The sequence below is a fragment of the Corynebacterium sp. LK26 genome, from assembly GCF_014335085.1.
In the GTDB taxonomy this organism is placed as follows: Bacteria; Actinomycetota; Actinomycetes; order Mycobacteriales; family Mycobacteriaceae; genus Corynebacterium; species Corynebacterium jeikeium_D.
Window position 1 is genome coordinate 1 of record NZ_PDHB01000007.1, and the last position, 18,963, is coordinate 18,963.

An 18,963-nucleotide genomic window follows, 5' to 3' on the forward strand; every position below is an offset into this window, starting at 1 on the left:
GCGCTACGTGGTTGGTATCGATGTTGGTTTGTTCTCTGTCGGGTTTGCGGCACTAGAGATTGATGACGCGGGAAACCCAATCAGGATTCTAAATTCCATGTCCCATATTCACGACTCTGGGCTGGATCCGAACAATCAGAAGACTGCCCAAACGCGTAAAGCCGTGTCTGGTGTGGCGCGACGTACACGCCGTCTGTATGCCACTCGCAAGAAACGACTGGCGACGTTGGACTCTTTTCTCACGAATAATGGCTTTCCAATTGTGAACCTTGAAAAAGAAGCTGACAAAATCGCCTGGGAAGCCCGAACAAAACTCGCCGATCAAAAGATTGATAATGAAGGCGAAAAGTACAAGCTTTTCTCAATCGCCATCCGTCATATCGCTCGTCACCGTGGCTGGAGAAATCCGTATGTTCCGGCTGAACGACTTAATGCTCTGCGCAGCCCATCTGATGGGTTCCGGGCATTGGAGAGTAAAGCACGAGAAATAGCTAAGCGACCGATTCCTTCTAATCCGACTCTGGCCCAACTGGTTACTGCACTACCAAATGGTGCGACGCAACTGCGTGGCGAGAGCGGCTTCCTATCGGAGCGCCTGAACCAACAGGATTTTGCTAATGAGATTTTGAAAATTGGCTCCACCCAAGAGTTCACTTCCGAATTCATGGCGAAGGTAGTTTCCCAAGTTTTTTACGCGAAAAGCCCGAAGGGATCAGCTGAAAAATTTGTCGGCAAAGATGAGCTCGACCCATCGCAGCCACGCGCATGGCGCGCCACACTTGCTTTTAACGAATATCGAACCATCAGTCTTCTAGCGAATGTCCGAATTGCTGACTCCGCCTCTCCCACAAAAGCTCAACGCGCTCTAACCGTAGAGGAGCGCAAGAAAGTCTTTGGCTTCCTCAATACTTGGAATAAAGGAACTTCCCCAACCTGGACTGATGTCGCTGAAGTACTTGGCATTGATCGCGGCTGCTTAAAAGGCACTGCTACCTCGAATGACGATGGTGAACGAGTCTCCGCAGCTCCGCCTATTAACCAAACTCATCAAATCATGTGGAACTGCCAAGTGAAGTCTCTGCGAGAGTTTTGGCGCAAGGGCAGCGACGCAATGCGTAGCGCACTAATCCACGAGCTTTCCAATGTGGAGACAACGGCCGAAGAATCTCCTGAGGCAATTGCTGCAGCGACAGCGATACGCTCCCTTACTCCCGAGGAGATGGAGAAACTAGAGTCAATCAAACTTCCTCATGGGCGCTCTGCGTACTCAGTGCGGACTTTGGAGAAACTCTCTCACTACTTACTAAATAACGAAGCTGATTTACATGCAGCCCGCCGGGCGCTTTTCGACATCTCTGATGGTTGGCATCCAGCTGCTCCCTCAATTGCTGAACCGACAGGAAACCCATCTGTAGACAGAACACTGAGCGCAATTAACCGCTGGCTACTGCTTGCAGAGAAACGTTGGGGTACACCTGTATCAATTAACATCGAGACTGCTCGACATGGATTTAAGTCCGAAAATGTCGCACGCGAAATCGACCGCGGAATCGAACGCCGTGCAAAACGTAACCGTGCAGCCCAAGAAAGCATTGCTAAGGTATTGGGGATTGAGGGCAAGGTACGCCGTGGCGACCAAATTCGATACCAGGCAATCCAGCGTCAAAATGGCCAGTGTGCTTACTGTGGTTCGCCAATCACTTTCAAGAATGCGGAAATGGATCATGTCGTTCCCCGCGCTGGCGCAGGTTCAACCAACACACGGAATAACCTGCTAGCTGCATGCCATAAGTGCAATCTCAGTAAAGGCAAGTTGCCTTTCGCAGTCTGGGCGGGCAAAGAACTCTCTGGCCCAAATGTGAGCCTCCAAGGTGCTATTGATCGAGTGAATCAATGGCCAACCGATAGTGGTTTAACTACTAAGGAAATGAAGGATTTCCAAGAAGCCGTAATAAAGAATTTGAAGCGGACTTCTGAAGACGAGAAAATTGATGCCCGCAGTATCGAGTCTGTTGCATGGATGGCAATCGAACTCAGGCATCGCCTGATTGGTCATTTCGAGCAAAAGGACTTTACACCTAAAATTCGAGTCTTTAGTGGTGCTGTGACTGCGTCGGCTCGCAAAGTATCTGGCATTGAAAAGCGCATAAAAATGCTGGGCGGCGGTCACGGTAAGAATCGTTTAGACCGACGTCACCATGCGTTGGATGCAGCAGTAATTTCGCTGATGTCATACACCGTGGCACAGACATTATTGGAACGTAACAACTTGCGTTGGGAAGAGTCTATTACTCGTACCCCTGATTCCGACTTTGGCACATGGAAGGAGTACGAGGGGCGAAACCAACAGAACAGGTACCTGTTTGAACAGTGGACTCATCGGATGCGATTGACAGTACCTCTACTTCAGAATGCGCTGGATGATAACCGTATTTCTGTTACCGAAAACCTCCGCCTACGCCTTGGCAATGGTCAGGCACACGAGGCTGGCATTGGAAGGCTTCATTCTGCACAAGTTGGGGACTCACTACCTGCTGAATTAATTGATCGAGCATCGACGCCTGCACTCTGGTGTGCCCTTACACGTTCAGAAGGCTTTGACTGGAAAGACGGATTACCGGAGAATCCAACCAGGGAGATTACGGTCAACGGAACGCACTTAGCAGCCAAGGATGAAATCACTTTCTTTGGTGTCAAGGCTGGTGCAATTGCCGTTCGTGGTGGCTACGCAGAACTCGGTGCCTCTTTTCACCATGCCCGTTTGTATCGTATTACGAACGGAAAGCGGCAAGCGTACTGCATGCTGCGCGTATACACTGTAGACCTCATCCGCCACCAAGGTGAAGATCTATTTGCAGTCGAGCTACCGCCTCAATCCATTTCTGTACGCCAGTGCGAGCCAAAGCTTCGTAAAGCATTGAGGGAAGGAACAGCCGAGTACATCACCTGGTTTGTTGTCGGCGATGAGCTTCACGTTAACTCCGGTAAAGTTGCTACGGGTCAAGCTGCCACCTTCCTCGCGGAATATGGTGACATCCGGTCGTGGAGAGTTAGGGGATTTTACTCAGATGCAAAGCTACGACTAAAACCAACATTTTTTTCAGCCGAAGGGCTTCCTCAAAGTATTTCAGCAGATTGCAAAAAAGTCATTGACAGTCCTGGCTGGCTGCCCGCTGTCAACAAGTTGTTTAGTCTCGGCTCCGTAACGATTGTTCGCCGGGACGCGCACGGTCGGCCGCGATTCGAAAGTACGGGCCATCTCCCCATTTGCATTCAAGTGGAGTCACTATGACATGGCGTGTACTCGACTTCACATCATTCAGAGGCCGACTTAGTTACACGCGCGGGCGTATCAAGGCTGAGTACCATGATGGTAATCGTAAAACTGTTAGCCTCGCCGAGGTTGCGATTATTACTGTTGCCAATAATGTAGATATATCGTCTGGCCTGCTTGGTGTATTGGGAGAGAAGAGCATTCCAGTTATCGTCACTGACTGGCGAAAGATTCCTCTCGCAACATCTACTGGATGGTCGACACATACCCGTGTCGGGGCACGTCAGATTGCACAGGCCAATCTAAGCCTCCCTAGACGTAAACAAGCGTGGGCCAGTCTCGTGCGCGCGAAGGTTCGCAGTCAAGCACAGACACTTCAAGCACTTGGCCTTTCCACGGCCTCGAACAACTTGCACAAGCTTGCTTTAGAGGTTAGGTCAGGCGATCCGGCAAATGTCGAGGCGCAAGCAGCTCGTCTCTATTGGCGTCACTTCTCCAATGAATCTTTTCATAGAAATCAAGATGGGATTGATTTCGTTAACATCGCACTCAATTATGGTTACACCGTCCTAAGGGGTCACTGTATTCGAGCTGTCACAGAAGCCGGACTCTGGCCTGCCTTAGGTGTTTTTCATCATTCAAGATCAAATGGTTTTAATTTAGCTGATGACTTGATCGAACCATTTCGGCCAGTAATCGACTACTCCGTCGCACAGCTACCTCCAGACTCCGAAATCGAAGATCCCGCTGTTCGAACAGCACTGGTTTCAGCCTCTACTGCTCCGTTCCATAAAGATGGACGAAGCGTAACCACAATGCTAAGCGCGACAGCCCAACAGTTCGGAAGGTACGCAGAGGGAGAAATTAAGCAGTTCCGTGCGGAGTCATGGTCTGGCCCCTTCCAGGAAGCAGCGTAATGCGCGAGGACAAACGCATGTGGTGCATCGTCATGTTTGATCTTCCAGTAAAGACGGAAATTGAACGAAAAGAAGCCACAAAGTTTCGGAATTTCCTCTTAGACAACGGTTTTAGTCGAGTTCAATACAGTGTGTACGTGCAGTACCTTCCACTAGGCGCTCAATTAGCCAAAATTGCCAAGAACATCAAACAAAGATTGCCTCACGCGGGCGAAGTTCGAATCGTTCCATTGACAGACAAACAGTGGTCAAATGCATTCCGTTTTTCTAAGGGAACGCCCCAAAAGATGGAAGAAACACCACAACAACTTGAAATTTTTTAGAAAAAACCCCGGATAGACCTGTTCAAAAGGTGTTTTTCTACCTCTCGGAAGTCTATCAGGGGAAATGAGAACCAATCCCCAGCACGTTGCCGGGCGCTGCGGTGCAGGTTCGAAGTCTATCAGGGGAAATGAGAACCAATCCCCAGCCCCATGACTGGGCTGGTGGCCATGGCTGGAAGTCTATCAGGGGAAATGAGAACCAATCCCCAGCTGGCCCGGCTGATGCTGAGTGCTTCTGCGAAGTCTATCAGGGGAAATGAGAACCAATCCCCAGCGCGTACATCTTCATCGGGTCACCAGACTGAAGTCTATCAGGGGAAATGAGAACCAATCCCCAGCCCGCGCAAGCGGGGATGCCCCTTTCAACCAAGACTGTATCATCAATAAAACTAACCGGTCTGCACTAACCTCTCCACAACTTCCGCCAGTCCCATCCAGCAATCAAAAACAATAAGTGACACGAATAGCGGAATAGTTCAGTTAATCCGAGGAGATAGGGGATTCCCAGCCGCCGGATTAAAAACAGTCAACCTGTGAAGTAAAACCGATTCCTCTGACTGAAATACATCGCTCGCATGGGGCGCCTAGAGCTCTCTCATGATGAAAGGCACTCGCAGGCGCTGCATAGATTTTGATTGAGCGTTTTTGTGGCCAGGGCCTAGTTTTCCTCTTTCGCAGCGGCGGCTCGCTGTGCCCTGATCTCCGCTACCTGCTGCTTGCGGGTATTGAAACCCATGCGCCACGGGGCGGCTAGACCTGACTCGGGGGCATGCGGGTTATCGCGCCAAGATTTGCCTTCGTTGTAGGCCTGCGCGCCCTCACGGTATGCGGCGGACTGCTGAGAAAAAGTTGGATACGGCTGTTCGTCAGCCTGCCTTGCCTGCGCGCCGACAGCTTTCATTCTTGCGCGCAGTTCCTTGATTTTGTTCTTCGCCCTTTCGTCATGCTGTTCCTGCTGCTCTGCGATCTCAGCGAGTGCTTGCTGCTCGGTGATGGGGTCGAACGAGTCTTGTCCTGCCTGGTCGTAGGCTTCCTTAGCGCGCGGGGTGCGCTCCCAATCACGCAAAGACGGATTGTAAACGCACCAGTCTTCCTGGCCGTCGTCTTTGTAGATACTGCCGCTGTGATCCCAATACCTTGTCATGCGTTTACCCTCCTGAGTGTTTTTCATGGGTCTTACCACGCCGTTAGGTACAGGGAACCCGAAGGCGACAGAACCTACACTAACCTCTCCGCAGCTTCCGCCAGACCCAATCAACGATCACGAAGCCAACGAGCGTCATACCGAACAGTGGTGCAACGACCGAGTAGGCAATCAACAGCGCCACAACAGCCGCTGCAACACCCGGGCGAATATCTCGCCAGCGCGTTGGCGCCGGGAGCCTACCAGGACGACCACCTCGACCGCGTCCAAACCACATGGCGTACCCGCGCACAATCATCGCCAGCAGAGCAACACCGATCAGTGCCAGGACCAGCTGATTCACCCACCCGAACAGGATGCCCATGTGCGCGTTAATCAGCCACTCGGTCAGCTTCGCCGGCAGCGGCCAATCCGCAAAATGGATCCGATCAACCATCGCTCCGGTCGACCCGTCAACGGTGACGGTCTCAATGCCCATCCGCCATTCCTCGCGTGCTTCCTTGGCCATCCACACCGTGCCAGCTTCCGGTGGTGTCAGTTCGACTTTCCCGGACAGGCCCTCGGCACGTGCGAGGTTCATAACACTATCCGCCTCTGACCAGTCATAATTCGCTGGTGCAGTCGCAGTTATGGCTGGCTTCGGCGCGTACCAGTCCATCGTCTCGCGCAGCTTTGCGATGCCCGTTCCAGCCACCCACGACCACGTCAGGCCGGTGACGGTCAGGAACAAAAGTCCAACACTGACCGCCACGCCAACATTCGCGTGACGACGCATATGATGCGCCCTCTTACTTGTTCCCTGTGTCCGCTTGCGACGCGAACGGTCCCACCAGAGCCAGAGGCCACCAATGGCCAGTGCGCCCATCCAGGATGCTGCCGTCTCCGAGTAGAGGCGACCAAAGTTGCTATCAATCCAGAGTCTGCGGTGCCCTTCCGAGATCCACGCCCGCAGTGGCAGCGCCGCCGAGGAACCGTATTGCACCAGGTCACCCTTGATGCTCAAGTCGCCTGGGTCAACGAACACCGCATGTCGGTAGGACTCCGACTTCAGCTGCTCGTCATTGAACATGACTCGCGTTGTCTGCCCCGGCTTTTCCGGGACCTGCACTGCGGTTACCGGCAGGTTCGGGTGCACGCGCTGCGCGACCTCAACCTGCTTTTCCAGTGGTTGTGCGGGAAGGCTTGATGTTGCAGTTAGTTCTTCGTGGTAAACCACCTTTTCTATGCTCGGGGCGAGGGCATACGCCACGCCTGTGATAGCTGCAATAACAAGTAGTGGCGCAACGAGGATGCCTGCAACGACATGGATTCGGTGCAGTAATGCTCGTGGCCCACCATTTTTCTGAGTCTGTGCGACGGGGTTTGCGGCTGGCGTTCCAGCGGCATCGCCTGTGGCTATTGAAGTCATGCCTTATTAGTCGGACGAACTGCCCCAGTTGTTCCCCAGCAAGCTCACTTTTATTACTTCCAGGGGTAGCCATTCGGCCACGCGCCTCGTTGTCGGCCACCTTGTGCACAACTACTCGTCGTAAAGCCCGCGTACCCTCGAATACATGGCTTATCCAGACGTGTACCACGCCAATGACAACCGCTATGAGACGATGCCGTACAACCGCTCCGGCGGCACGGGGCTGAAGCTTCCAGCCATTACGCTGGGACTTTGGCATAACTTTGGTGATGACCGGCCGCTCGAGACGCAGCGTGAGATCCTGCGCACCGCGTTCGACCACGGCGTCACACACTTCGACCTCGCCAACAATTACGGCCCACCGCAGGGCTCTGCGGAGGCGAGTTTCGGTCGCATCATGGCCAAGGATTTCGCTCCTTACCGCGATGAAATGATCATTTCCTCCAAAGCCGGTTGGTACATGCAGGATGGTCCCTACGGCTTCGGCGGCTCGCGGAAGTACCTCGTGGCCAGCTGCGATGCCTCGCTGAAGCGCATGGGCCTGGATTATGTGGACATTTTCTACCACCACCGCCCCGACCCGGATACGCCTATCGAGGAAACCGTCGCCGCCCTCGACTTCCTCGTCCGCTCCGGTCGCGCGCTCTACGTCGGCGTGAGCTCCTACTCCCCCGAGCTCACTCGTCGCGCGCAGAAAATTGCCCGTGAGCTGGGCACACCGCTGACCATTCACCAGCCGAGCTACTCCATGTTCAACCGCTGGATCGAGGACGAGCTGCTGGCAACCTGCGCCGACGAAGGCATGGGCGTCATCGCCTTTTCCGCGCTTGCGCAGGGGCTTCTCACCGACCGCTACTTGGATGGCGTGCCGGAGTCCTCGCGTCTCGGGGCGCACAAGATGAACTCGGGGTTCCTCAACGACGACACGCTCACCGCCATCCGCGAGCTCAACGCCATTGCTTCACGACGAGGCCAGTCCCTGGCACAGATGGCCATCTCGTGGGTGCTCCGCCGTGACGAAGTGACCTCAGCCCTGATCGGTGCATCCTCGGTGAAGCAGCTGAAGAACAGCCTCGGCGCCCTGGACGCTGCACCGTTTAGCGATGAAGAACTCGCGGAAATCGACAAGTGGGCTGTCGACCGCGGGATTAATCAGTGGCAGGGCGCTACGGAGTCTGTGTAGGGAGCTCATCGAGCGCCGGCAGCACATACTCGATCAGCTCATCAATCTGTTCTTCCGCATCCCGCTTCGAGGTGCGGAAGTTGATGCTGACGTGATTGATGCCGAGCTGTCGCTGGGATTGCAGCAGTTCAATGAGCTTGTTGCGACCAAGGCGGTACCCGAAGTGGCCGCCCTGCGCGGGGGCGTCGGGATCTTCATGCAGGTCAATCCACAGTGATTCCAGGAATGGTTTGAACACGTCCTCACCGCACTCCTGAGCCACAGCCTCCTGCCAGTTGGCGATGTTTTTCTTCTGCATCTCCAGGCCCTTGTGGTACATGAACCACCCGTCGGTATGCGCGGCCTTCCACTCCAGGCTCTGCTGACAGGAGCCAGTGGCCAACAGCGGAACTCGGCGTGCCAGTGGCTTGGGCACCACATCGGATCCGCCCATCTTGCCCTCGGACCAGCGGATGGGCCGGTAGCTAGTACTGAGGGCCTTTTCATAGACCTCGATATGCTCGCGGAAGCGCTCACCGCGCTTGCCTTTGTCCTGGTTAAAGGCGGGGAACTCCTCGGGTCGGTCACCGGTGGCAACGCCAAAGAGGAAACGGCCGTCGGAAAGCCTGTCCAGTGTGGCAGCGCGCTTGGCCATCACCAGCGGATGCTGGAAGGGCACGACGACTGCACCGGTGCCGAGCGCGATATCGGTGGTGTGTGCGGCGATGTAGCTGAGGTACATCCAGGGGTCGTAGACCTGGCCGACGTCGCCAAATGTTTCCACGCGCAGCGGGATGTCGCGTGCCCAGACCGCCGCGATGCCTGCGCGTTCGACTTTCTGAATCAGCCGAATCTGGTTGCTCAGCGCGTCCCTGGGCTCGGCTTCGGCGTCCTGCTCGATGGGCAGACTCAGCCCTACCGTGAGTCGGCCCGGCGCGAATGTGCGCTGGTAACCGGGTAGTTCGTCGATAGGCTTGTCCGAAAGATCAAACAGCGAGCTCATGGTGCTCCACGGTAGTACAGCTCGAGGTGCGGCACTCGTCGTTAAGCTGGGAGCATGCTTGAGGATGTCATCATCGTCGGTGGCGGCCAAGCTGCCCTCGCTACCGCCTATTACTTGCACAAACGCGGCATTGATCCGCTCATTCTGGACAATCAGCCCGCTCCCGGCGGCTCCTGGCGCAATGTCTGGCCCTCACTGACGCTCTTTTCCACCCCGGACTTTTCCAACCTTCCGGGCATCCAGATGCCCGATTATGACGGTTTCCCGCCCGCTTCCCACGTGATTGACTACCTCAGCTCCTACGAAAAGCGCTACGAACTGCGCGTCCAGCGCCCGGTCACCGTCACGCACGTCTCCCATGACGGCACCTTCCAGCTCACCAGCGATGCCGGCGACTTCGAATCCCGACAGCTCATCGCCGCCACCGGCAACCGGCCCTTCGTCCCGTATTACCCCGGCACGACCTCCGCGAAACAGTGGCATTCGGCCAACTACCCAGGTCCCGAGCCATTCGAAGGCTCCCGCGTTGCCGTTGTCGGCGCGGCGAACTCCGGCGCCCAAATAGCCTCTGAACTGGTGCTTTCCGGCATCGACACCACCTGGTTCACCCGCCACGAACCACGCTGGATGCCCGACGACGTCGACGGCCGCGTCCTGTTCAAACGCTACCGCCAGGGCGCCACCGACAGCATTGGCGACATCGTTGCCCTACCGCCCGTCCGCAAAGCCCGCGACTCCGGCGCACTCACCTGGACACCCATGTTTTCTTCGCTTGACGACGTCCACGCGGACCACCTCATCTGGTGCACCGGTTTCCGCCCAGCGCTCGACCCTTTCCGCAGCATCGACTCTGACCTCATCGAGTTCGTCGGCTACGGCGACTGGGTTGGCCCCGGTGCCGCCACGATCATGGGTGTTGGCCCCTTTGCTAAGCGCGCGGCCGAGCGGGTGGCTGCCCGTCTGTCAGCATGACCTGCATCAACAGCATGTCCAACCAGCGCCCGTTCTTCGCCCCCACCTGCGGCAATAGTCCAACGCGCTGGAAGCCATACTTTTTGTGCAGCGCAATCGACCCCTCGTTGCTGCCTTCTATCGCCGCAACCAAGACGTGCTTTCTCGCCTCACGAGCAGCATCGATGGTCGCGCTTAACAGTGCGCCTCCAATTCCCCTGCCTTGAAAGTTCGGATGCACGTAGATGGAGTTTTCCACCGTGTACTGAAACCCGTCGAAGTCACGGAAATCGCTAAAGGTGGCATATCCAGCGACTTCGTCGTCAAGCGTGGCGACGAAAACCGGGTAGCCCTTGTCCCAGTGCGCCTCCAGCCATGCGATGCGATTCTCCGCGCTGACGGTGTCATCGTTCCAGATGGCGACGGTGTTGATCACGGCCTCGTTGTAGATCTCCGCGATTGCTGCGGCGTCCTCCCGCGTTGCCTGTCGGATGATCATGGTTTTACTCCCCGCTGTCTGCGCTGTTTCTGTGCTGTTTTCTACAACTCCGCTTTTATGAAAGCGAGATTACCAAGCTTTCAATTTCGAACGGGTGTTTTATTTGTATTTTGGTACGCTACCCCGCGAACAACCCACAAACACCCAGGTAACATGTGCTTTTATAGTCGGCTAACCATCTTCGAAAACTCCCCAATATTTCTTTTCATTTCTCTTTACAAACTAGAAACATGCCCGTATGATAGCAAGTAAGTTCGAAAGAAAACCGACAACCATTGGAGCACCAGGGGGATCCAATGAAGTCCGAACAAGTACCCGAACCATATTGGGCTCACGAAAATCCTGAAGATGAGCTCTCAGCACTCGCGCGGGCTACCAACCGCGCCCAACTTGAGTTGATTGAAGCCTGCTGCCCTGCAGGTGATGATGACGTTGAAAACCATGCCGCTCGCATCAGCATTCGGCTGGGAATCACCCGCAGTGAAGCACTGCGTATCTGTGACATTGGCCTGTTGCTGGAGAAAATGCCACAGTTGGCGGAATACGCCCGGGAAAGCTGCGCATTATCCATGCGGCAACTCGGCATCATTGCACATGGCGTAGTCGGCATCGAGCCTGATCAAATACCCGATGCAGAGAAGAAGATTCTGGCATTGGTTACGCCACGGAAGCGTCGTCAAGCAATGATTGGTCCTCGCACGCTCACCACCAAAATTGGTGATATTGCTGCGGACTTGGATGACCGTGCTCGCGCCGACGGCACAATTCCCACCATCACCGACACGGAATCGGTGACTCTGGTGGAACGTCCCGACAGCTACTCCCAAATCATTCTCACACTGCGGCCGGACCGCGCCTATTTCGCCATGTGCGCAATTGAAACGGTCTTCCGCGCGAATGAGGAAATGACGCAGGCGGATGCATTTGTGGAACTCATCCACCAGCGCACCAATGCGGAAGTTGTGCTCAATGTTTTCCGCGAGCCCCACAGTGATGACGCCTGGCTGGACGGTGCCGGCTGGCTAGGCGCGCTGGTCACGGAGGAGTGGATGCAAAAGGTGACGCATGTCCGCCTCTCAGCAGACAGCGCCACCAATGGTTACCGCCCAACTCCAGCGCAGGTCGCCCGCGTCCACGGTCGCGATGGAACATGTCGCTTCCCCGGCTGCGAAGTCCCAGCGTACAAGTGCGATATTGACCATATCGCGCCGTACAACCAGGAAGACCCCGAAGCCGGTGGTCCCACCGACACGCAGAATCTGCACTGCCTATGCAGGAAGCACCACAACCTGAAAACCCACAAGCTCTGGGATATCACCGCTTATGAGGACGGCTCAGAGGTGTGGTCCTCTGCCGACGGCGTTACCGCGGCGACCGTCCCGGCCGGACCATTAGCCGGGTTCGGCCGACAGACTTTTGACAAACGCGCTACCCAGAAGACGAAAGCACGCCATGACCACTACATGAAGTGGTGGCTGTCATTCGCGGCTGTGCCAGATCTGGTCTTTGATGATGGGGAGGATTAACCCAGCGGACCACCGCAGTTCGGCCATGCGCCAGCACCCTGGGAGGCAAGCACGCGCTCGCCAATCTCAATCTGCTGCTCCTTAGTGGCCTGGTCAGCCGTCGGTGCGTACTGGTCACCGCCGTGGCCGCTCCAGGTCTGCTGCGAGAACTGCAGTCCGCCGTAGTAGCCGTTACCGGTATTGGTCTGCCAATTTCCGCCGGACTCACAAGCCGCAACCTGATCCCAGGCGCTAACTGATGCAGCGTTAGCGGCCGCGGTCGGGGCAGCAATCATGCCTGCTGCCACAGCGGCGGATGCGATGAACTTACCGGAAAAACGCATAAAAAGAGAACACTCCTAAAGGGTTGACTTTTCTCTTGGGCGACCAACCTACGCGCACCCTCCCCCGTCCTGTCAACCCGTATCCTGGAAAGCATGTCCGTGGCAGATGTCGTCCGCAAGACCGAGAGAAGGATCAACGCGCTGGCCGCCAAGCGTTCCAAAAACGCTGGTTGGGAACCGGAAATCATCGGTTTCACCGGGTACGGAAATGCAGAGCGCGTGCGCGTATTCGGCCGTGTCCTCCTGAAGGATCCGGCCAAAAAACGAGACGAAGAACGAAACAAAAAACGCGGATTTTGGCAGTTCTTTACCGTCGAACTCGCGGACTTTCCCGTCACCATCACTGCCGGCGACCGCACGGTGGAAACCACCACGGATAGCAACGGCTATATCGAGGTACTAATCAGGAATCACGGCCTGGAACCCGGCTGGCACGAAATCACCATCAACGACACTCCTGCAGAGGTCCTCATCCTCTCCCCGGAGACCAAATACGGCATCGTCTCCGATATTGATGACACCGTTTTGGTCACTATGCTGCCGCGCGCCCTCATCGCCGCCTACAACTCCTGGGTCAAGGAGACAGACGAGCGCAAGGCCGTCGCTGGCTTCAGCGAGTTCTATGCGCAACTTCGCCGTCGTTACGCGAGCAAAACCGACGAGGACACGGACGTTCCCGTCATCTATCTCTCCACCGGAGCGTGGAACACCTTCAGCACACTAAAAAAGTTCCTACACCGCAACAACCTGCCGAAGGGCCCACTGCTGCTCACCGACTGGGGGCCAACGCCCACCGGCCTGTTCCGCTCGGGCAAGGAACACAAGAAGGTGCGACTTCGCGACCTGTTTATTGACTTCCCCGAAATCAACTGGATTCTCGTCGGCGATGATGGCCAGTACGACCCGCTCATCTACGGCACGGCCGCGGCGGAGCATCCGGACAAGGTCGCGGCCATCGCAATCCGCAACCTCACTCCCAGCGAGCACGTGCTCTCTCACGGCACGGCGGTGCCAATTGAAAAGCTGGAGAACAAGGAGGTCCCGTTCATCGAGGGCGCCGACGGCTATGAACTGCTCAAACAGATTGACCAGCTGCCGCAACCATGATCTACCTCCGCCATGCCCGTATTCACGATGATGCCGAGCTCCCGGCGTACGTCGTAAAGCTCGCGCTGCCCTTCCCCATGACCTTCACCACGCCGATTACCATCCTGACCGGCGAAAACGGCAAGGGAAAGTCGACGGTACTGGAGGCGTTAGCGTCGGCGATGGGTGTCGATACGGACGGCGGCTCGCGGTACAAGACGCAAGAGCGCACCTCCCCGGTCCCACTGGCGCTGACCAGGCGCAATCCCCCGGATACGTTTTTCTTTCGCGGCGACGCGCACCTGAACCTCGCGCGCTATTACGAGTCGCTTGGGCAGCTACCAGGTGGCAGAGAAATGGCAGACCTCACCCAGATGAGCCACGGCCAATCCATCATGACGCTGGCCGAACGCCGCTTCAGTCCCGAATCACTGATTTTCCTTGACGAACCCGAGGCGGGACTGTCGGTCCTACGCCAACTGGAGCTCCTCGGCCGCCTCGGCGCGCTCGCGGAAGCCGGCGCACAAATCATCATGGCGACGCATTCCCCCATCCTGCTCGCCACGCCAGAAGCAACGATTATTTCGCTTGACGACGCCGACACCACCCACTTCGAAGACACCCTCGCGGTACGGGCGACCAGGGATTTCCTGGCCGATCCGGTCGGCATCGCGGACTACATGGTGGAGCGTTTTACGTCGGATTCTTAAGCCCCAGCGCCGCCACGACACCCACGGCCGACAGTGCCACCGGCAACCACATCGCGTCACTCATGGCGGTGGTGAAGTCGCCACGGTTGCTGCTGAGCGCCGCCGCCATGACGGTGGCAATCAGTGCGCTACCCAGCACACTGCCAATCTGGCGGATGGTGTTGTACACACCGGAAGCGGCACCGGCGAGGGACGGGTCGATGTTGCGGGTGGCAGCCGTCGACAGCGTGCCCCATATAAACGCGTTTGCCACACCGAATGCGGCGCCCGGCAGCAGCAGCCACAGCACGGAGAGATCCTCGTGGATGAGGTAGTGGAACCCGAGCATGCCCACCAGTGAGGACCCAAAACCAATCAGCGCGAACTCACGGAACTTCAGCCGGTCTAGCATTCGCCCAGTCCACGGCGCCATGACACCAGAGATGAGCGCCTGCGGCACGAGCAGCAGTGAGGCCTGGATGGTCGATAGGTCGCGGGCGTTCTGGGCGAAGAGGATAATCGGGAAACCGACCGCGACCACCAGCGCGCCCATCACGGCAATGGCCAGCGAGGAGATGGTGAAGTTGCGATCCTTAAAAAGGGACAGCGGCATCAGCGGTTCGGCCGTGGTCTTGGCCTCCCACAGGGTGAACAGGGCCAGGACCACCACGCCACCGGCAATCAGTGCCCAGATCCAACCGGACCAGCCGGCACTCTCCCCCTCCTGAATGCCGAAGACCAGCAGGAACATACCAATCGCGCTGAGTACAACACCGAGATAATCAATCTTGTTGCGGTGTGTCTCAAATGTCGGCAGATAGCGGAACGTAAAGACGAGCCCGATCAGCCCAATCGGCACATTAATGAGGAAAATCCAGCGCCAACTCAGCAGCTCAATCAACACGCCACCGGCCAGCGGCCCCGTCAGCGAGGCAATTCCGGCCGCCGCACCCCACAGGCCCATCGCCGCGCCACGATGCGCCGGCGGAAACATCTGCGTAATCAGCGCCATCGTCTGCGGCGTCAGCAGCGCGGCCCCCAGTCCCTGCACCACGCGGGCAATGATCAGCATGCTTAACGACGGCGCCAACCCACACGCCAGCGACGCCAACACGAAGATAACCAGGCCCGCTACATAGGTGTGCTTGACTCCCCAGAGGTCACCGAGCCTGCCAGTAATGAGCAACGGCACGGCATAGGCCAGCAGATAACCACTGGTCACCCACATGACCTGGTTGAGCTCACCGCCCAGTTCATGCTGGATGGTGTTGATACCAACGGTGACAATGGTGGCGTCGACCAGGATCATGAAGAAGCCGAGTAACACGGTCCATAGCGCTGGCCACGCCTTTTTGGGATCAAACTGAGTATTCAAATCTGTAGCCACTCGGAGTTATGTTAGTTGATGGCTCGGGTGTTAGTTGATGGCACAGTAAAATCCAGGCTATGGCTGTTCAGCATATGACCGATGAAACCATCGCCGAGTTCTTCGCCAATCACCTCTCGCGGGTAGATGATGACACGCAGCGCGCTGTCGCTCTCGAGGTGTTGGAATGGGTTCATGAAAAGTACCCGGAACTCGGCGTTCGCATTGCCTGGAATCAGCCGATGTTCACGCTCGATGGCACTTTTATCATCGGTTTTTCCTACGCCAAGAAACACATGTCCATCGCCCCAGAGCGCGACGGCATTGTGAAGTTCTCCGACGAGTTCGATGCCCGCGGCCTCTCCTACGGAAAAATGATGGTCCGCTTCCCCTGGCCAAAGGATGGCAAGGCCGAGTCCATGCCGCTGGACCTGCTGGCCAAAATGATTGAGTTCAACATCGAGGACAAGCGCGGGATGACCAAGTTCTGGCGGTAGGTCGGGGTTGATTACCAGCCCTGGAAGCTGCCAAGCACTTAATGAGCATTCCTTTCCTCAGCGAGATCACGCAGGAATGTGTCTTTGTCGTCGCAGTAAATCTCAATCGAGGAAACCATCATTGGTCCCTTGTAAAGATCTTCTGCCACGACCTGCGAATCGACTTCTAACTTGACGTTCACTTCACTCAAAACAGGCACCCTGAGATTGCCGTGCTCGTCAATTGCTACGTCCCCTCCTTCACCTGCCGTTACGGAGCTCGCATGACGTAAGTGTGACCACGGAATTTCGCAAATAAGCCTTCGCCCATTTCGCAGTACGAGTCCTTGCGGTGTCATTAGATGTGGATGATCCCGAACAGTTACGTAAAATCCAGATAAAAGAACTACGGCATAAACACTAATTACCAGCAATAAATATCGCCAAAACGCATTAGAAATAGCAAAATGCACTATGCTTATTTCTGCAACGCTCAGCGCCAGTATCATAAAAACAACAGTTCGAAGGTTCCTATATGCTGTGAAGGATCTGACTTCACTGTCGACATTTCTCTGAGGCTTAAAAAAGGTGAAAGCAGCTAGCAGCGAACCAACTTCCGAAACGAGTAACGCTAGTATTTTTCGAGGTACGCCAAATTTCTTTGACGTCTCGGACAGCGAAGCAGCCCATGACCTGCCATTTCTGAGATAGTCTTGCCACATACCTCCAAACAGTAAGAGAAAAGCCGCAACCACCACGGCAAGTGGTAACAGGAATACCCAACCCGGCAAACCAGATACCACATTCATAAGAAGGAAAAGAACTGCTTCAAGAATAATTGCGGTAACCAGAATTGCTCTAAATATAATTTTCATGCCTACATTCCGACTATGAATTGACAGGCTTTCCTCGGAAGAAGATTCCTCACCATGCAAGCTCTCTCTTAATATTTCTTACACATTCTTGAGTTGATTTTTCACGATATAAACAGGTACCAAACAATCGTTAAAATATGGCCGTGAGCCAAATTCATGACTGAACACCGCTATACCAATGTCGCAGATGGGGGCCGACCGCCCTCATGCTCATCTCAAAACTATTCAAGTTTTCTTCTACTTTCAATACAAAATGAGTTTTGAGATTTCTACATTTCTTCTCGCGAGCTGGCTGCAATGCTCGCTGGCCCACGCATCCGACGACTTATGGCCACGCTATTCACCTATCGATGCGCTACAGCGTGTCCACAAGTGAATAGCGCATCGACAAGTGAGAGAGCCTGGCCCACAGCGTGCGCATAAGTGCCGAAAAACCATCGATAAGTCAGGAGAATCCATCGACAAGTCCCCGAAACCTGGCCATAAGTGCCGGACAGGGTTAAAGGAGAGTTAAAGGACAAGCCAACAACCTCAGCTCAGCATCTGCCTCTGCTTCAACCCAAGCCCCACCCCAAACCCCAACCCCACAAACAAAAAATCCTCGGAAGCATTTACACTTCCGAGAATCTTCGCTGTGGGCGAAGGGGGACTTGAACCCCCACGTCCGTAAAGGACACTGGCACCTGAAGCCAGCGCGTCTGCCATTCCGCCACTCGCCCGTGGGAACGAATAGAACTATAACACCCCGCGCTAATACACCACCAAATCCCCAGGCCAGCGCACGTTTTCCATCACTTTTCAGCACTTAGCAATAGCAACTCACCCCACAACCGTCGTCACTATTTGATAAACCTCAGCAGTTCCTAGCCCTTAACTGAAGGTGTAGGGCTCTATACTGTTGCTTAAGTATCGATAATTTTTGTGCACATTTTTTCACGTAACCCGCCGCGGTTTGGCGGGAGAAGGCGAATTTCTTTAGTCAGATGGATTTCCTAGGACGCATCCGCAAGCTCGATAGCTCGCTTCAGCGCGGGCTCGATAACAGCTTTGCGCGCGTGTTCGGCGGCAAGGTTGTCCCGAATGAGTTAGAAGAATGCCTGAAGCAGGAAATTGAAGACTTCCTGATGCAGGACGCCAACGGTCAGTACTTGGCACCCAATGATTTCCGCATTGGCATCAGCGCTGCCGACTACAAGAACCTTTCTGCGTCCGAGCCCAACCTGCCGAATCAGTTGGCTGACCGCATGACACGCTACTGCCGTAACAACGGCTGGGGCTTCACCGGTTCCATTAGCGTCCACCTGCAGGCAGTGGAGTCTCTCCACACCGGCCAGTTGAAGACGGCCAGCACTTTCACCGAGGACACCGTGGGCACCTCGGAGTTCGTCCCATTCGAGGACAGTGCAGATGATGCCAACACTGACGCAGCCCCGTCGCAAAGCGATGATGAACCCCAAGCTGCAGAGACCTCTGCCGCCTACCACCCGCAGCCGGAAGCTGAGCAGTTCCCCACCGCTTCCCGCCCCATCCCCGCGGTCGACCCAGAGGCTGCAACTGAGCTGAGCAGCGCGACCGTGGGCGAAGACCAGTCCCAGGAAAAGACCGTCACCCTGCTGTTGCAGGACGGCTCCTCGCGCGTATTTGAGGTGCGCCATGGTTCGAACATCATCGGCCGCGGCACCGCTTCCGACTTCCGCCTCCCGGATACTGGTGTTTCCCGCCAGCATGCCGAGATCACGTGGGACGGCCAGGACGCTGTGCTCGTCGATTTGCATTCGACCAACGGCACCATTGTCAATGGCGAACCCATTGAGAACTGGCTGCTGGCCGACGGCGACGAAATCTCGTTGGGATATTCTGTTCTCGAAGTTCAGATTCGCTGATTCAGATCCGCTAAGTAGTGAGGTTCACCAGGTTCACATGCCACTGCCCTAGGTTTGC

At 55.8% G+C, this 18,963-nt stretch carries 17 protein-coding genes, 1 tRNA gene and 1 CRISPR repeat array; of the genes, 10 read left to right on the plus strand and 8 right to left on the minus strand.

Going from position 1 to position 18,963, the window contains the following annotated elements; all coding sequences use genetic code 11:
- Window positions 1–7 precede the first annotated feature (7 nt).
- The 3 genes from cas9 to cas2 are packed head-to-tail and all read left to right on the plus strand — an operon-like array spanning window position 8 to window position 4,514.
- Window positions 8–3,292, plus strand: coding sequence for a type II CRISPR RNA-guided endonuclease Cas9 (gene cas9, locus CRD13_RS06240; protein WP_370549672.1), 3,285 nt, complete (start codon window positions 8–10; stop codon window positions 3,290–3,292).
- The gene (cas1, locus tag CRD13_RS06245) at window positions 3,289–4,191 is read left to right on the plus strand and encodes a type II CRISPR-associated endonuclease Cas1 (RefSeq protein WP_187401432.1); all 903 of its coding nucleotides are present in this window, start codon (window positions 3,289–3,291) and stop codon (window positions 4,189–4,191) included. The genes cas9 and cas1 overlap by 4 nt, the downstream gene beginning before the upstream one ends.
- 17 nt (window positions 4,192–4,208) lie before the next feature.
- Window positions 4,209–4,514 (plus strand): CRISPR-associated endonuclease Cas2, encoded by a 306-nt coding sequence (gene cas2, locus CRD13_RS06250; RefSeq protein ID WP_210400318.1) that lies wholly within the window; start codon window positions 4,209–4,211, stop codon window positions 4,512–4,514.
- A 47-nt stretch (window positions 4,515–4,561) separates the two neighbouring features.
- Window positions 4,562–4,853: a CRISPR direct-repeat array (repeat unit 36 nt; unit sequence GAAGTCTATCAGGGGAAATGAGAACCAATCCCCAGC).
- Window positions 4,854–5,172: 319 nt separating this feature from the next.
- On the opposite strand, the gene CRD13_RS06255 is transcribed toward cas2, so the two are convergent.
- Entirely contained in the window at window positions 5,173–5,658 is a 486-nt protein-coding gene (locus tag CRD13_RS06255; protein WP_070607207.1) for a hypothetical protein, read from the minus strand.
- Window positions 5,659–5,737: 79 nt separating this feature from the next.
- Window positions 5,738–7,066: a PepSY domain-containing protein gene (locus tag CRD13_RS06260; RefSeq protein WP_187401433.1), complete on the minus strand. Its 1,329-nt coding sequence runs from the start codon at window positions 7,064–7,066 to the stop codon at window positions 5,738–5,740.
- A 145-nt stretch (window positions 7,067–7,211) separates the two neighbouring features.
- On the opposite strand from CRD13_RS06260, the gene CRD13_RS06265 reads away from it, so the two are divergent.
- The gene (locus CRD13_RS06265) at window positions 7,212–8,249 is read left to right on the plus strand and encodes an aldo/keto reductase (RefSeq protein WP_070767666.1); all 1,038 of its coding nucleotides are present in this window, start codon (window positions 7,212–7,214) and stop codon (window positions 8,247–8,249) included.
- On the opposite strand, the gene CRD13_RS06270 is transcribed toward CRD13_RS06265, so the two are convergent.
- Window positions 8,233–9,231 (minus strand): LLM class oxidoreductase, encoded by a 999-nt coding sequence (locus CRD13_RS06270; RefSeq protein WP_049172573.1) that lies wholly within the window; start codon window positions 9,229–9,231, stop codon window positions 8,233–8,235. The genes CRD13_RS06265 and CRD13_RS06270 overlap by 17 nt on opposite strands.
- Window positions 9,232–9,285: 54 nt before the next feature.
- Between CRD13_RS06270 and CRD13_RS06275 the strand changes: the two genes are divergently transcribed.
- A complete protein-coding gene (locus CRD13_RS06275) occupies window positions 9,286–10,203 on the plus strand; it encodes an FAD-dependent oxidoreductase (RefSeq protein WP_049172575.1) in 918 nt (305 codons plus the stop codon).
- Here the strand turns inward: CRD13_RS06275 and CRD13_RS06280 are convergent.
- Window positions 10,160–10,681 (minus strand): GNAT family N-acetyltransferase, encoded by a 522-nt coding sequence (locus CRD13_RS06280; RefSeq protein WP_070827235.1) that lies wholly within the window; start codon window positions 10,679–10,681, stop codon window positions 10,160–10,162. The two genes, CRD13_RS06275 and CRD13_RS06280, sit on opposite strands and share 44 nt — an antisense overlap.
- A 296-nt stretch (window positions 10,682–10,977) precedes the next feature.
- Between CRD13_RS06280 and CRD13_RS06285 the strand changes: the two genes are divergently transcribed.
- Window positions 10,978–12,207: an HNH endonuclease signature motif containing protein gene (locus tag CRD13_RS06285; protein ID WP_070546993.1), complete on the plus strand. Its 1,230-nt coding sequence runs from the start codon at window positions 10,978–10,980 to the stop codon at window positions 12,205–12,207.
- Here CRD13_RS06285 and CRD13_RS06290 read toward each other — a convergent pair.
- Window positions 12,204–12,530, minus strand: a complete 327-nt coding sequence (locus CRD13_RS06290; protein WP_005511827.1) for a transglycosylase family protein — start codon at window positions 12,528–12,530, stop codon at window positions 12,204–12,206. The two genes, CRD13_RS06285 and CRD13_RS06290, sit on opposite strands and share 4 nt — an antisense overlap.
- A 93-nt stretch (window positions 12,531–12,623) precedes the next feature.
- On the opposite strand from CRD13_RS06290, the gene CRD13_RS06295 reads away from it, so the two are divergent.
- A complete protein-coding gene (locus CRD13_RS06295; RefSeq protein WP_070546991.1) occupies window positions 12,624–13,637 on the plus strand; it encodes an App1 family protein in 1,014 nt (337 codons plus the stop codon).
- Window positions 13,634–14,326, plus strand: coding sequence for an AAA family ATPase (locus CRD13_RS06300; protein WP_070546990.1), 693 nt, complete (start codon window positions 13,634–13,636; stop codon window positions 14,324–14,326). The genes CRD13_RS06295 and CRD13_RS06300 overlap by 4 nt, the downstream gene beginning before the upstream one ends.
- On the opposite strand, the gene CRD13_RS06305 is transcribed toward CRD13_RS06300, so the two are convergent.
- On the minus strand, window positions 14,310–15,692 hold the full coding sequence (locus CRD13_RS06305) for a DHA2 family efflux MFS transporter permease subunit (RefSeq protein WP_187401434.1): 1,383 nt from the start codon (window positions 15,690–15,692) through the stop codon (window positions 14,310–14,312). The two genes, CRD13_RS06300 and CRD13_RS06305, sit on opposite strands and share 17 nt — an antisense overlap.
- 59 nt (window positions 15,693–15,751) lie before the next feature.
- On the opposite strand from CRD13_RS06305, the gene CRD13_RS06310 reads away from it, so the two are divergent.
- Window positions 15,752–16,168 (plus strand): iron chaperone, encoded by a 417-nt coding sequence (locus CRD13_RS06310; protein WP_070602180.1) that lies wholly within the window; start codon window positions 15,752–15,754, stop codon window positions 16,166–16,168.
- Window positions 16,169–16,206: 38 nt separating this feature from the next.
- Here CRD13_RS06310 and CRD13_RS06315 read toward each other — a convergent pair whose 3' ends face one another.
- Both CRD13_RS06315 and CRD13_RS06320 read right to left on the minus strand, forming a co-directional pair.
- Window positions 16,207–17,022, minus strand: coding sequence for a hypothetical protein (locus tag CRD13_RS06315; protein WP_187401435.1), 816 nt, complete (start codon window positions 17,020–17,022; stop codon window positions 16,207–16,209).
- Between the two features lie 635 nt (window positions 17,023–17,657).
- A tRNA-Leu gene (locus tag CRD13_RS06320) sits at window positions 17,658–17,741 on the minus strand.
- Window positions 17,742–18,005: 264 nt separating this feature from the next.
- Here CRD13_RS06320 and CRD13_RS06325 point away from each other — a divergent pair.
- Complete coding sequence (locus tag CRD13_RS06325; protein WP_187401436.1) at window positions 18,006–18,905, plus strand: DUF3662 and FHA domain-containing protein; 900 nt, start codon at window positions 18,006–18,008, stop codon at window positions 18,903–18,905.
- Window positions 18,906–18,963: the final 58 nt, after the last annotated feature.